This is a genomic window from Acinetobacter sp. YH16056_T (assembly GCF_024605895.1).
Lineage (GTDB): Bacteria > Pseudomonadota > Gammaproteobacteria > Pseudomonadales > Moraxellaceae > Acinetobacter > Acinetobacter amyesii.
Genome location: NZ_CP094545.1, coordinates 1,569,343 through 1,582,157, shown reverse-complemented (window position 1 = coordinate 1,582,157; position 12,815 = coordinate 1,569,343). Strand labels below are relative to the sequence as shown.

Annotated in this window: 13 protein-coding genes; 10 read left to right on the top strand and 3 right to left on the bottom strand. The window is 42.4% G+C overall.

Features of this window, described 5'->3' with window-relative positions; all coding sequences use genetic code 11:
• The first annotated feature begins 2 nt into the window (after positions 1-2).
• The 6 genes from catC to MST17_RS07870 all read left to right on the top strand — a co-directional run bounded on the left by catC (position 3) and on the right by MST17_RS07870 (position 4,497).
• On the top strand, positions 3-293 hold the full coding sequence (gene catC, locus MST17_RS07895) for a muconolactone Delta-isomerase (RefSeq protein ID WP_078190886.1): 291 nt from the start codon (positions 3-5) through the stop codon (positions 291-293).
• A gap of 154 nt (positions 294-447) precedes the next feature.
• Positions 448-1,134: a 3-oxoacid CoA-transferase subunit A gene (locus MST17_RS07890; RefSeq protein WP_078193765.1), complete on the top strand. Its 687-nt coding sequence runs from the start codon at positions 448-450 to the stop codon at positions 1,132-1,134.
• A gap of 19 nt (positions 1,135-1,153) precedes the next feature.
• Complete coding sequence (locus MST17_RS07885) at positions 1,154-1,804, top strand: 3-oxoacid CoA-transferase subunit B (protein ID WP_180026995.1); 651 nt, start codon at positions 1,154-1,156, stop codon at positions 1,802-1,804.
• 126 nt (positions 1,805-1,930) lie between these two features.
• Positions 1,931-3,136 (top strand): 3-oxoadipyl-CoA thiolase, encoded by a 1,206-nt coding sequence (pcaF, locus tag MST17_RS07880; protein WP_180026994.1) that lies wholly within the window; start codon positions 1,931-1,933, stop codon positions 3,134-3,136.
• 68 nt (positions 3,137-3,204) lie between these two features.
• Positions 3,205-3,984, top strand: a complete 780-nt coding sequence (gene pcaD, locus MST17_RS07875) for a 3-oxoadipate enol-lactonase (protein ID WP_180026993.1) — start codon at positions 3,205-3,207, stop codon at positions 3,982-3,984.
• Positions 3,985-4,260: 276 nt separating this feature from the next.
• Positions 4,261-4,497 carry a hypothetical protein gene (locus MST17_RS07870; protein ID WP_257222993.1) on the top strand — a complete coding sequence of 79 codons (237 nt, stop codon included), beginning with the start codon at positions 4,261-4,263 and terminating at the stop codon, positions 4,495-4,497.
• A gap of 125 nt (positions 4,498-4,622) precedes the next feature.
• Here the strand turns inward: MST17_RS07870 and MST17_RS07865 are convergent, their stop codons facing one another.
• From MST17_RS07865 to MST17_RS07855, 3 genes are all read right to left on the bottom strand, one after another.
• Complete coding sequence (locus tag MST17_RS07865) at positions 4,623-5,861, bottom strand: CaiB/BaiF CoA-transferase family protein (protein WP_180026992.1); 1,239 nt, start codon at positions 5,859-5,861, stop codon at positions 4,623-4,625.
• Positions 5,862-5,912: 51 nt separating this feature from the next.
• Positions 5,913-7,340, bottom strand: a complete 1,428-nt coding sequence (locus MST17_RS07860; RefSeq protein ID WP_180026991.1) for an MFS transporter — start codon at positions 7,338-7,340, stop codon at positions 5,913-5,915.
• Positions 7,341-7,549: 209 nt separating this feature from the next.
• Positions 7,550-8,770 (bottom strand): acyl-CoA dehydrogenase, encoded by a 1,221-nt coding sequence (locus MST17_RS07855; RefSeq protein ID WP_180026990.1) that lies wholly within the window; start codon positions 8,768-8,770, stop codon positions 7,550-7,552.
• Between the two features lie 246 nt (positions 8,771-9,016).
• Here MST17_RS07855 and MST17_RS07850 point away from each other — a divergent pair, with 246 nt between their 5' ends.
• From MST17_RS07850 to MST17_RS07835, 4 genes are all read left to right on the top strand, one after another.
• Positions 9,017-9,952 carry a LysR substrate-binding domain-containing protein gene (locus tag MST17_RS07850; RefSeq protein WP_180026989.1) on the top strand — a complete coding sequence of 312 codons (936 nt, stop codon included), beginning with the start codon at positions 9,017-9,019 and terminating at the stop codon, positions 9,950-9,952.
• 104 nt (positions 9,953-10,056) lie between these two features.
• Positions 10,057-10,758: a Sir2 family NAD-dependent protein deacetylase gene (locus MST17_RS07845; protein WP_180026988.1), complete on the top strand. Its 702-nt coding sequence runs from the start codon at positions 10,057-10,059 to the stop codon at positions 10,756-10,758.
• A gap of 188 nt (positions 10,759-10,946) precedes the next feature.
• A complete protein-coding gene (locus tag MST17_RS07840; RefSeq protein WP_168377501.1) occupies positions 10,947-11,891 on the top strand; it encodes an ABC transporter permease in 945 nt (314 codons plus the stop codon).
• The gene (locus tag MST17_RS07835) at positions 11,891-12,772 is read left to right on the top strand and encodes an ABC transporter ATP-binding protein (RefSeq protein WP_180026987.1); all 882 of its coding nucleotides are present in this window, start codon (positions 11,891-11,893) and stop codon (positions 12,770-12,772) included. The genes MST17_RS07840 and MST17_RS07835 overlap by 1 nt, the downstream gene beginning before the upstream one ends.
• Positions 12,773-12,815: the final 43 nt, after the last annotated feature.

The window sequence follows — 12,815 nt, the reverse complement described above, 5'->3', positions numbered from 1 at the left end:
AAATGCTTTTCCAAGTACGCATGGATGTCAATATTCCATTAGATATGCCAGTCGAAAAAGCCAATGAAATTAAAGCTGTAGAAAAAGCTTATTCACAAGATCTACAACGTCAAGGCAAATGGCGTCATATCTGGCGCATCACTGGTCAATATTCAAATATCAGTATTTTTGATGTTGAAAGCAATGAAGAGCTACACAACATTTTACAAGGGTTGCCCCTTTACCCGTATATGAATATTGAAGTTATGGCTTTAAATCGTCATCCCTCTTCTGTTCGTAGTGATGATAGCTGATGCGTTTGGATTCCAATTGTGTAGCACATGATTGGAGTCCATTGATCTGCATTTTTAAGTTTGTAAACATTTGAAATAAAAGATTATCTGCCATACATGACTGAAGTGGTTAGTCAGGTAAATAGTTTTATCGTTCTTGATGAAGGATCGTAGCATGATTGATAAAAGTACCGCTTCCTTAACAGAAGCACTTTCTCAAATTAAGGATGGATCTACCATTATGATTGGCGGCTTCGGTACGGCTGGTCAGCCTGCTGAACTGATTGATGGACTGATTGAACTTGGCATCAAAGATCTCATCATCGTCAACAACAATGCAGGTAATGGTGACTATGGACTTGCTAAATTACTCAAAGCTGGTGCTGTCCGTAAGATGATCTGTTCTTTCCCTCGCCAATCGGACTCTTGGGTGTTCGATGAGCTATACCGTGCAGGAAAAATAGAACTTGAGCTTGTACCACAAGGTAATTTGGCTTGCCGTATTCAGGCAGCTGGTATGGGTCTGGGTCCAATTTATACACCAACAGGTTTCGGTACATTGTTGGCAGAAGGCAAACCTACACTCAATTATGAAGGCAAAGATTTCGTTTTAGAAAATCCAATTAAAGCCGATTTTGCTTTAATCAAAGCACATCAAGGCGACCGCTGGGGCAACTTGGTCTACAACAAATCAGCGCGTAACTTTGGCCCCATTATGGCCATGGCGGCAGATGTGACAATTGCACAAGTCTCAGAAGTGGTTGAACTTGGTGCATTAGACCCAGAGCACATTATTACCCCTGGCATTTTTGTACAACATGTTGTGGCTGTTCAACCTGCACAGCTTGAGCAATCTGCATAAATCACGTGAGGAAAGAACCATGAGCTATACCAAATTAACCCGTGATCAAATTGCAGAACGTGTTGCACAAGATATTCCAGATGGTGCTTATGTCAATTTAGGCATTGGCTTGCCCACTAAAATTTCAAATTATTTACCAACAGATAAAGATGTTTTTCTACATTCAGAAAATGGACTTTTGGCTTTTGGTCCTCCTCCAGCTAAAGGCGAAGAAGACCCTGAGTTAATTAATGCAGGAAAAGAGTTTGTCACTATGCAAACGGGCGGCTGCTTTTTTCACCATGGTGACTCTTTTGCCATGATGCGTGGCGGGCATTTAGATATTGCAGTATTAGGCGCTTTTCAGGTTGCCCGAAATGGTGACTTAGCAAATTGGCATACTGGTGCGCCAGATGCAATTCCTGCTGTAGGTGGTGCAATGGATTTGGCTGTTGGGGCGAAAAAAGTCTTTATTACTACAGACCATGTGACCAAAAAAGGTGAACCGAAAATTGTTGCTGAATTGTCATACCCTGCGACAGGCCTGCAATGTGTCGATCGTATTTACACAGATTTGTGCGTCATTGATGTAACAGTTGAAGGCATGAAAGTGATTGAAAAAGTTGAGGGTCTGAGCTTTGACGAATTACAGTCAATGACCGGTGCAAAGCTGATAGATACGACAGCTTAAAGCAAAAAGTCCCTCCTTGATTAAAGGAGGGATTTAGGGAGGATTAATATTAAAAAATTAACTTCCTGTAAATCCCTCCCAACCTCTCTTTAAAAAGGGAGGAGCTGAGTTTTTAGGATTTATAAAATGAAAAATGCCTATATTATTGATGCAATCCGCACCCCTTTCGGTCGTTATGCGGGCGGTTTAGCAGCAGTGCGTACCGACGACCTAGGTGCCTTACCCATTAAGGCACTGATGCAGCGAAATCCAAGTATTGCTTGGGAGTCAGTTGATGACGTGATTTACGGCTGCGCGAACCAAGCCGGTGAAGATAACCGTAATGTTGCACGAATGTCGTCGCTACTTGCAGGTGTACCTTTTCAAGTTCCTGCTACAACTGTAAACCGACTTTGTGGTTCATCACTTGATGCGATTGCGATGGCAGCCCGTGCAATTAAAGCAAATGAAGCAGACTTAATTATTGCCGGCGGTGTAGAGAGTATGTCCCGTGCGCCCTTTGTTATGGGTAAATCGGAAAGTGCTTATGGACGCAGTCAAAAGATTGAAGACACCACCATGGGTTGGCGTTTTATCAATCCAATACTCAAGCAAATGTATGGCGTGGAAACCATGCCTCAAACCGCTGAAAATGTGGCAGAACAATTCAACATTAACCGTGCTGATCAAGATGCTTTTGCCTTAGAAAGTCAGCGCCGTACAGCCGCTGCACAGGCCAATGGTTTTTTTGAGAAAGAAATCATCCCTGTAGTCATTCCACAGCGTAAAGGCGACCCACTGATAGTCGATACAGATGAGCATCCACGTGCATCGACGACAGCAGAAGGCTTAGCAAAACTCAAACCTTTGGTGAAAGCTGATGGGACGGTAACTGCGGGCAATGCTTCAGGGATCAATGATGGTGCAGCTGCACTACTGATTGCTTCAGATAATGCTGTCAACAAATTTAAGTTAAAACCACGGGCCAAAATTATTGCGGCAACAGTGGTGGGTGTTGAACCCAAAATCATGGGCTTTGGTCCTGCGCCTGCCATAAAAAAGTTGTTAGCTCAAACAGGTCTAAGCCTTGAACAAATGGATGTAATCGAGCTGAATGAAGCTTTTGCGGCTCAAGCCTTAGCGGTTACCCGTGAATTAGGTTTAGAAGATGGTGCTAAACATGTTAATCCAAACGGGGGCGCTATTGCTTTGGGTCATCCATTAGGCGCATCTGGAGCACGTTTAGTCACGACTGCATTAAATCAGCTTGAGGAAATTTCAGGTCAATATGCCCTCTGTTCGATGTGCATTGGTGTCGGTCAAGGCATCGCTTTGATTATTGAACGTGTTTAATCCTCAATAAAAGTCCACCTTATCAAAGGGGGGATTTAGGGGGATTTATAAAATTAAGGATTCAAAACATGCCTACATTTATATCCAATGATGCAACGATTAATTACGCAACCTTTGGTGACCACATACGACCTGCGATTGTGTTTTCTAATTCTTTAGGCACAAAATTCAGCATGTGGCAGCCTCAGATAGAGGCACTACAGCAGGATTATTTTGTGATTTGTTATGATACACGTGGTCATGGTGCATCTTCTGCCCCTCAAGGGCCATATAGCCTTGATCAATTGGGTACAGATGTCATCCATTTATTGGATCATTTAAATATTCAACAAGCCACATTTTGTGGAATATCGATGGGTGGTTTAACAGGCCAATGGCTTGCAAAACATCATCCTGAACGCTTTAACCATGTCATTGTATGCAATACCGCTGCAAAAATTGGGCAAGAATCAGCTTGGAATGAACGTGCGCAATTAGTCCGTCAACAAGGTCTGGAACCAATTGCAGAAACGGCAGCATCACGATGGTTTACAGAACCCTTTATCCAAAGTAACACAGCAACTGTACAATCTTTGAGTAACGACCTCGGAGCTGGCAGCCCAGAAGGTTATGCAAGTTGTTGTGAAGCTTTGGCTAAAGCGGATTTGCGCAATGAAATCTCGTCTATTCGCATACCGGTATTGATTATTGCAGGTCAACAAGACCCTGTAACTACAGTTGTAGATGGTCAATTCATGCAAGAACGCATCGCAAATAGCCAATTATTTGAAATTAATGCATCGCATATTTCAAACATTGAACAGCCAGATGCATTTAATCAGGCTTTGCAGAATTTTATACAGCAATAATATGCAGCTGAACAAATTCAATGTAATGTTATTAAAATAGAGCCTTGCCATTGTGCAGGGCTTTATTTCGTTTGAAGGCTTTGATTTAATGTCCGTTCTTAAAATAAATGGACAATTAGAAGAATGGTTCATCTATATAAAAAACGGATCAATATTACTTTTTAGTTTAATCATTGGCTTTAGTTCTACGATTTCTTATGCAGATGTTAAAACTCAGCGTATTAAGGATATAAAGACTTATACTCTCGTCAATGGAGATGGTATCGAAATCTTTCTGTGCAATTAGTAGACTTGAAAAATAGGCATATAAATGCTTATTGCGTGCAGCATTGCGGAAATTGGTTTGTGTATAATCCAGAATTTGAAAGTTATAGCTTAAAGAAAAAATATCAAGGCGCAAAAGTATGGACATCTCTTTCATACAAAAAAATAAAGACCGTATTGCAGGCCCAAGCTTTGATGAATAATTATACTTTATCTAGAAAATTAACATTAAAAGCACTCCGTAAATGAATATTGATATTGAAAAAGACCGAAGTATTGGAGTCCTTCGGTCTAAACTTTTAACTCCACTCATTCCACATAGGCGTTTAAGCCCATATATTGAAGAATAGTTTGAAGAATAATCCCATGAAATTTTAAGCTGCAGGATGATTGAGTTGATCAATGATGCCTTGTGCAGCCAATTCATTTAATTCAGCTTCAGTTCTATATTGGGACAAAATTTCTGTCGTGTGCTGCCCTAACTGTGGAGGTGCATGACGGTATTCCACAGGCGTATCAGATAACTTCATCGGTGAACCAATCACTTTAAAATCATGATTTAAAGCATGTGGAATATTCACTACCATGTTACGGTGTTGAATTTGTGGTTCATTTAATGCGTCGTCTACAGAGTTGATTACACCGACTGGCACTTTTACCGCATGAATCGCATCGACCCAAACTTGAGCATCTTGAGTCAGAAAAAAGGCACTCAATAATGGAATCAATTCATCACGGTGCTTTACCCGATCTTGATTACGTAAATAGTTCGGCTGATCTAACAGTTCTGTATAGCCAATCGCAATACACAAGTCTTTAAATTGCTTGTCGTTACCACAGGCAATAATAAATTCCTTATCTTTGGCTTTAAAAGTTTGATACGGCACAATATTCGGGTGATTATTTCCCATACGCTTGGGTGCTTTACCTGAGGTCAAATAGTTCATACCTTGATTGGCTAAAGCTGCCACCTGTACATCGAGTAAAGACATATCAATATATTGACCGCGTCCAGTATGCTGCCGCGCCAACAATGCCGCCTGAATGGCAATCGTTGAGTACAGTCCGGTCTGAATGTCGACTACAGCGACCCCCACCTTTTGTGCTCCGCCACCGATTACATCATCAGATTCACCAGTAATACTCATTAAGCCGGACATACCTTGAATAATAAAGTCATAGCCCGGTTCTTCCGCGCGAGGCCCATCCTGACCAAAACCTGTAATTGAGCAATATACGATATTTGGATTTAGCGCACTGAGCGATGCATAATCCAAACCATATTTGGCAAGTGAACCTGCTTTGTAGTTTTCAATCACGACATCTGCAGTTTGGGCAATTTCACGGACTAGGGTTTGCCCTTCTTCACTGGCAATATCAATGGCTACAGAATATTTATTACGGTTCGCACATTGGTAATAGCCTGATTCTTTCGTCGCTTGACCTTGCTGATTTGGCATCCAAGGTGGTCCCCACATACGGGTATCATCCCCGACTTTAGGACGCTCAATTTTGATTACCTCTGCACCTAAATCAGCCAATATTTGACCGCACCAAGGACCTGCTAAAACACGGCTTAAGTCCAATACACGAATTCCTTTTAATGCACCCATAGTTCACTCCAGATGTGCCATAGTATTGAGCTATGGCACAGATCTTTTTAATTATTTTACTGTTGCAGTTTTTGCAGACGCTTTTTGCTCTGCATCAGCTACATGTATATCTAAACTGGCCAGTTTTTCTTTTTCCGCATCTGAAGAAAGTGATGCTTGCTGCGGGTCATATTGACGTTCACGAATGAACAAGCCTGGAATAACACCTGCAATAAAGTAAGCAGCACCCATCACAATAAAGGCCATAGTGAACGATCCGCCTGCGGCAATCATACCAATGGTTGCTGGTGCAATGGCTGCGCCTAAGCGCCCCATATTGTAAGCACCGCCAATGGCTGTACCGCGCACATCCGTAGAGAAACTTTCTGCCATATAAGTTGCATTTACACCGTATGGAATACCGTATAAGAAACCGAAAGTTACGAGTAAATAGGCAATGTTGGTTGGTGTGTTATAGAAAATGATGATCGGTAAAAATGCTGCCGTGGCTACCGTACCAAACACAAAGGTTATACGACGTCCGAACTTGTCAGCGGCATAGCCGGCTAAAATTTTGCCCAGAATCATGGCGGTATATGCACCTACCATATAGCCTGTCATGGCTTTAAAGTTCATGCTGAGTTCGGTTTCTAGATACGTTGGCATCCAGTTGTTAACACCGTAATAACCGAATTGTAGAAATGCAGCGGTCGACATCCAAAAGAAGAACATTTTGCGATGATTAGTGTGTCCAAAAATACGTTTATAAATACTTTCAGAAGGTGCATTTTGATTGACTGCAGCTTGCTGCTGTACAGGTTCAAGTTTTAATTCACGGCGTTTTAGCTGCTCAATTTTTGCTTCCTGCCAAGATTTTGGTTCAGGAACAAAACGCATAAAGATCAGGGCAAAAGCAGCAGGAATAATGGTGACATAAAATAGCATCCGCCAGCCGTGATCTGGAATAATGGCACCCGCCAGCAGCGTTGCAACGATATAACCCACGGTTTGACCGGTTTGCAAAGTCCCAAGTACCGTTGTTCGATATTTGGTTGGCACATATTCTGCCATGAGCGTATTACACGCCATGTAAAGAGAACCCAGTCCAAAAGCGCCAATAAAACGTAAAATTAAAAATTGTTCATAGCTTTGGGTAAAGCCTAAGATACAGGTCATGATCGAGAAAAATACGACCGACCAAGCAATGGTTTTCACACGGCCGAATTTATCGCACGCCCATCCACCCGAAATACCACCCAGCGCCATCCCTGCTAAAGAAGAACTACCGAGCATTCCAGCTTGAAATGTACTTAAACCAAATTCAGCCTTTAAACTGGTCAGGCTGAATGACAGCAACATGATGTCTACACCATCAATCACCAAGGAAATAAAGGCAAAAATAAAGGCCATTTTCCAAGTGTTGCTGGTAATCCGATGCATCGTGCCCACGTTAGAAGGCAATTTGAGCGTTCCTGCTCCGTTTTGCATTTCGTTATTCATTTCCTTGTTCCTCATTTTCCCAAATGAGTCATCGGCATTCCTATGTCTGCACATTTGCCTTTTTTATTCTTTTTATTTCATCACTGCTCAGGCTATTGCACAGAGTTACAAGAGTGTTTCACGATGAATCCTTTATTGATTAAGTTTATTTTTGCATAAAAAGTCTCTAAGGCACTCTATGCAGAGCACCTTATCGATATATAATTCAATTAGTTACCAAAAGCCGCGATGCCTGTTTGCGCACGACCTAGAATCAGTGCATGTACATCATGTGTGCCTTCATAAGTGTTGACGACTTCGAGGTTAACCAAATGGCGGGCAACACCAAACTCATCAGAAATACCATTTCCGCCCATCATGTCACGCGCTACACGGGCAATATCTAAAGCCTTGCCACAGTTGTTACGTTTAATGAGTGATGTGCCTTCTACTGCAGCTAAACCTTCATCTTTCATACGTCCAAAGCGAAGCGCAGCTTGTAGCCCCAAGGCAATCTCAGTTTGCATATCCGCCAATTTCTTTTGAATCAGCTGATTCGCCGCCAATGGTCGACCGAACTGTTTGCGGTCCATGGTGTATTGGTGCGCTGTGTGCCAGCAGAATTCAGCTGCGCCCATTGCGCCCCAAGCGATACCATAACGTGCACTGTTTAGACAGGTAAATGGACCTTTTAAACCACGTACTTCTGGAAAAGCGTTCTCTTCAGGGACAAAAACATTGTCCATGACAATTTCACCGGTAATCGATGCACGTAAGCCAACTTTACCGTGAATCGCTGGTGCTGATAGCCCTTCCCAGCCTTTTTCCAAAATAAAACCACGAATGTCACCTACATTGCCTTCATGCGATACTTCTTTCGCCCACACTACAAAAACATCGGCAATTGGGCTGTTGGTAATCCACATTTTTGCGCCAGTTAGACGGTAACCACCATCCACTTTTTTTGCACGAGTAATCATGCTACCCGGGTCAGAGCCATGATCAGGCTCAGTCAGGCCGAAACAGCCAATGTACTCGCCTGTTGCCAACTTTGGCAGGTATTTCTGTTTTTGCTCTTCAGAGCCAAATTCATTAATTGGCACCATCACCAAAGAACTTTGCACGCTGGCCATAGAGCGGTAGCCAGAATCTACATATTCAATTTCACGTGCAACTAATCCATAGCTAACATAGTTTAGACCTGCGCCGCCGTATTGCTCTGGAATGGTTGGGCCAAGCAAGCCAAGTTCGCCCATTTCTCGGAAAATTGATGCATCAGTTTTTTCATGGCGAAATTGTTCGAGTACACGTGGCTGTAAACGCTCTTGGCAGTAGGCATGTGCAGTATCACGGATCATGCGTTCTTCTTCTGTTAATTGCTGTTCCAAAAGAAACGGGTCTTGCCAGTTAAATTGTACTTTTACTTTTTTTACATTGACCATTTGATTCATCGCATCCTCTGCTTTTTCGGGTTTTCGTTGTTTTATTCGATGCTATGTGTGAAAAGTGATTCATTCAAACGATTAATTTGCATGTAGATATGCGCCTTTCGCATACCTAAGCTTGGCTCACAGCGTGTTAAGCACTTTAACCACTGATTTGAACTGCGGATTGCTTTATTTATAGACTATAGTGGTATATGAAAATCATTCTTATATGCCATTTTGTGATACCTATCGATAAAAAGGACTTTATCTATGCGGCGCAATATTCCGTCATTGCAAAGCTTAATTTGCTTTGAATCTGCTGCGAAGCACGCAAGTTATACGCATGCTTCCCAAGAGTTATTTATCACACAAGGTGCCGTATCGCGCCAAATTCAACAGCTTGAAGAATATTTAGGTGTCATGCTGTTTAGCAGAACACGTCACGGTGTCGATCTCACAGAAGCAGGCAAGCAATATGCAAAAAGTATTAAACCCTTTTTGCAAGGTATCGAAAAAAGCACCTCAGATATCATGACGCACAAAGGATTGGGCGGTACTTTAAAGCTGGGCGTTGTGCCAACCTTTGCCACACGTTGGCTGTTGCCAAAATTACATAAATTAAATGCGCAACATCCTGAAATTACCGTGCATTTGGAAACCAGTACTAAACCCTTTTTATTTAATCAAAATGTCTTTGACGCGGCGATTTTTGCAGGAACTCAGCAACAAATTGAGCATTGGCCGGGCATTCAAGCGCATTATTTAATGGATGAAGAAGTGGTTCCCGTTTGTTCCCCCAAATTGATTAAAAGCAACTTTCCCCATGCGGAAATGACCGATGATCACAGTTTTAATTTAAGCGATGAAGAGTTACTTCAATTGCCCTTATTACAGCAAACCACCCGTCCAAGTATTTGGCAAGAATGGTTTCAAGCCCATCAGCTTCAGCATTCCAAACCATTTGATGGTCAGCGACATGAACTATTTTCTATGCTTTCTGTGGCAGCCAGTCATGGCATGGGTATGGCACTGATTCCACAAATGCTGATTGAAGCAGAACTGAGAAAAAAAGAATTGGTGATTGCATCAAATAAAAAACTGCACGGTAGCCGAAAATATTATTTAGTCCATTCGAGCCAAGACAGTTCACCGCAAATACAAAAATTTGTCGATTGGGTGCTACAAGAATTGCACCAGATCAGTTGAAGTAATCGCTATATTTTGAGTACAGTAAATTCGCTGAATCATCCATTCAATACATGTAACCGTGCCTAATGGACGCATCAATTAAAATATAAGGCTATATATCTATGCAAAAAATTGTGGTGTTTTCAGGTGCTGGTATGAGCGCAGAAAGCGGCATCAATACCTTCCGTGACAGTGATGGTCTTTGGGAACAGCATCGTATTGAAGATGTGGCCACACCTGAAGCTTGGGCACGTGACCCTTCTTTAGTACAGCGTTTTTATAATGAACGCCGTAAACATATTTTAGCCGCAGAGCCAAATGCAGCGCATAAATTAATTGCTGAACTCGATGATTTTTTTGATGTACAAGTCATTACTCAAAATATTGATGACCTACATGAACGTGCAGGCAGTCACAATGTACTACATCTGCATGGCAATATTCGTTACGCAAAAAGCTCTGGCCCTCAGGCGCAATATACGCAGGAATTGTTTCCCATTGAAGGTGCAGATTTAAACTTAGAGACCGATCAATGCCCTGAAGGATATCATTTACGGCCACATGTGGTCTGGTTTGGCGAAGCAGTTCCTGCCTATGAAGATGCTAGTGTAAGTGTACAAAAGGCAGATATTTTTATTGTGATTGGTACGAGTCTGGCTGTCTACCCTGTTGCAGGATTAATTCACGAAATCCCTGCCAACTGCCGTGCATTTTATATCGACCCGAAAGCAGACTATCAACGCGTACCAGAGCAGTATCAATTAATTAAAGCGGGTTCGAGTGAAGGAATGAAAAAATTGTTTTTGCAATTGGTTGCGCCATAAAAGTACATTTTGGCATCAGTTTTGATCAAAAAAACTAATATTGCCTGCTTCTTTTGCAGGCTTTTTGCTGTTTATAGCCTATCTAACTTTGCTTAAGTCCAATAAATAACGGCATACACACGTTTGGCATTCAAATTGCTTAACGGTATTACGTTTTATTAAAAAAGTAATATTGGGGCTTGGTCAGTATGGGTTATGTCGCAAGAGAGCTCAGTCCAAAAAGTAAGCTATTGCTTGGCTTAGGATCATTTTTAATTCCTGTGCTTATTTGGTGTGCAGTGAGTTATTTGCCATTTTTATGGCATCCGCAGGTGCAAATTACGCAGTCAGGCAGTGTGCCTTATTTTCAGGTGGATAGCCGTGTCGACAAAGCGGTGTTTTATGCCGAAGCGCAATCTGCGGTCAATGCAGGTTTAGCGCCACCTCAAGGCAAACTGGTCAATCCAATCTATCTACCTGCACCGCATGAAGTGGCAAAAGCGCTGGTTACGGCCTTTATTACTCCGCCTGCCCAACCTGATGCCCCATGGTTTCATCAAAGCTTATGGCACAGTATTAAAATTGTGTTCAGCGCTTTTTTTATTGCCTCTCTCATCGGTATTCCGCTGGGTATTCTTTGCGGTTTTTCTCAAAAAATATCACAACTGACCGAACCCTTTGTTGAGTTTTTTCGCTACTTGCCCGCCCCTGCTTTTGGTGCCTTAGCCGTTGCGATTTTAGGCATTAATGATGCACCTAAAATCGCTATTATCGTGATCGGTACGCTATTTCAGCAAATTCTAATTATTGCCAATACCACACGGATGGTTGACCGTGGCCTGATCGAAGCAGGTTTTACGCTAGGCACCAATAAATTGAAAAGCTTATTTCATGTGGTGATTCCGGCAGCGCTTCCTGACATTTACCGCGACCTACGTGTATTACTGGGCTGGGCTTGGACTTATCTGATCGTATCTGAACTGATCGGCACAACCTCTGGGATTACTTGGTTTATTACCCAACAAGCGCGTTACCAAAACTTTGACAATGTTTATGCCGCGATCCTCATCATTGGGGTGATTGGTTTGGTATGCGATGTGGTGCTAATGAAACTCGGTCAACGTCTATTTAAATGGAAAGCAGGAGCAAAATAATGAACAGCACAGAGTTTAATGCCACCACTTATTTCGATGCAATTTATGCACGCCCTGTCATTTTAGAAGCAAAAAAACTTACACAAAGTTTCAAGCACGGCAAAACTAAACGCACTATTTTAAATCAGTTGGATTTAAAGATTCATAAACGTGAATTTATCTGCGTGATTGGCCCATCGGGTTGCGGTAAATCGACCTTTAGCCGAATTGTGGCTGGGCTTGATCCTTACAGTAGCGGCGAATTGCTGGTCGATGGACAAGCCATTGAAGGCCCAAGCCCTGAGCGTGGCATGGTGTTTCAAGGCTACACGCTTTTTCCATGGAAAACGGTCAAAGAAAATGTAATGTTTGGCCCTTTAATGAAAGGTGCCAGCAATGCTTCGGCTGAATCCAGCGCCCGCGAATGGATTGATATTATTGGTCTAGAAAAATACCAAGATCAGTACCCGCATCAGCTGTCTGGCGGAATGAAACAGCGCGTTGCTATTGCCCGCGCATTGGTCAATGAACCCAAAATATTATTGATGGATGAGCCGTTTGGCGCGCTTGACCCGCATACCCGTCAAAAAATGCAAAAACATTTAATGGATCTTTGGCAAAACATTGATATCACCATCATTTTTGTGACCCACGACATGGATGAAGCCATTTTATTGGCGGATCGTATTGTGGCGCTCAAAGCCAATCCTGGTGAAATTAAAGAAATAATTGAGGTCGATTTACCCCGTCCTCGTAATCCTGAACTCATGCTGAGTCCTGAATTTAAACAACTGCGCGAACGGGTGGATTTCTTGGTACATGCGCAGGAAGACGAGCTCGACCCAGCGATGGAAAACCTACCGAAAATTCCGCGTATGACTCAAGTCAGTACGCAAAAATAACTGGATTAATCCCTCTTCATCTTTAGGACGGCCTAAATGATGT

Coding starts and splice junctions, on each gene's coding strand:
- MST17_RS07840 (WP_168377501.1), top strand. CDS start 10,947: ATGGGTTATGTCGCAAGAGAGCTCAGTCCAAAAAGTAAGCTATTGCTT.
- MST17_RS07855 (WP_180026990.1), bottom strand. CDS start 8,770: ATGAATCAAATGGTCAATGTAAAAAAAGTAAAAGTACAATTTAACTGG.
- MST17_RS07885 (WP_180026995.1), top strand. CDS start 1,154: ATGAGCTATACCAAATTAACCCGTGATCAAATTGCAGAACGTGTTGCA.
- pcaD (WP_180026993.1), top strand. CDS start 3,205: ATGCCTACATTTATATCCAATGATGCAACGATTAATTACGCAACCTTT.
- catC (WP_078190886.1), top strand. CDS start 3: ATGCTTTTCCAAGTACGCATGGATGTCAATATTCCATTAGATATGCCA.
- MST17_RS07835 (WP_180026987.1), top strand. CDS start 11,891: ATGAACAGCACAGAGTTTAATGCCACCACTTATTTCGATGCAATTTAT.
- pcaF (WP_180026994.1), top strand. CDS start 1,931: ATGAAAAATGCCTATATTATTGATGCAATCCGCACCCCTTTCGGTCGT.
- MST17_RS07850 (WP_180026989.1), top strand. CDS start 9,017: ATGCGGCGCAATATTCCGTCATTGCAAAGCTTAATTTGCTTTGAATCT.
- MST17_RS07845 (WP_180026988.1), top strand. CDS start 10,057: ATGCAAAAAATTGTGGTGTTTTCAGGTGCTGGTATGAGCGCAGAAAGC.
- MST17_RS07890 (WP_078193765.1), top strand. CDS start 448: ATGATTGATAAAAGTACCGCTTCCTTAACAGAAGCACTTTCTCAAATT.
- MST17_RS07860 (WP_180026991.1), bottom strand. CDS start 7,340: ATGAATAACGAAATGCAAAACGGAGCAGGAACGCTCAAATTGCCTTCT.
- MST17_RS07865 (WP_180026992.1), bottom strand. CDS start 5,861: ATGGGTGCATTAAAAGGAATTCGTGTATTGGACTTAAGCCGTGTTTTA.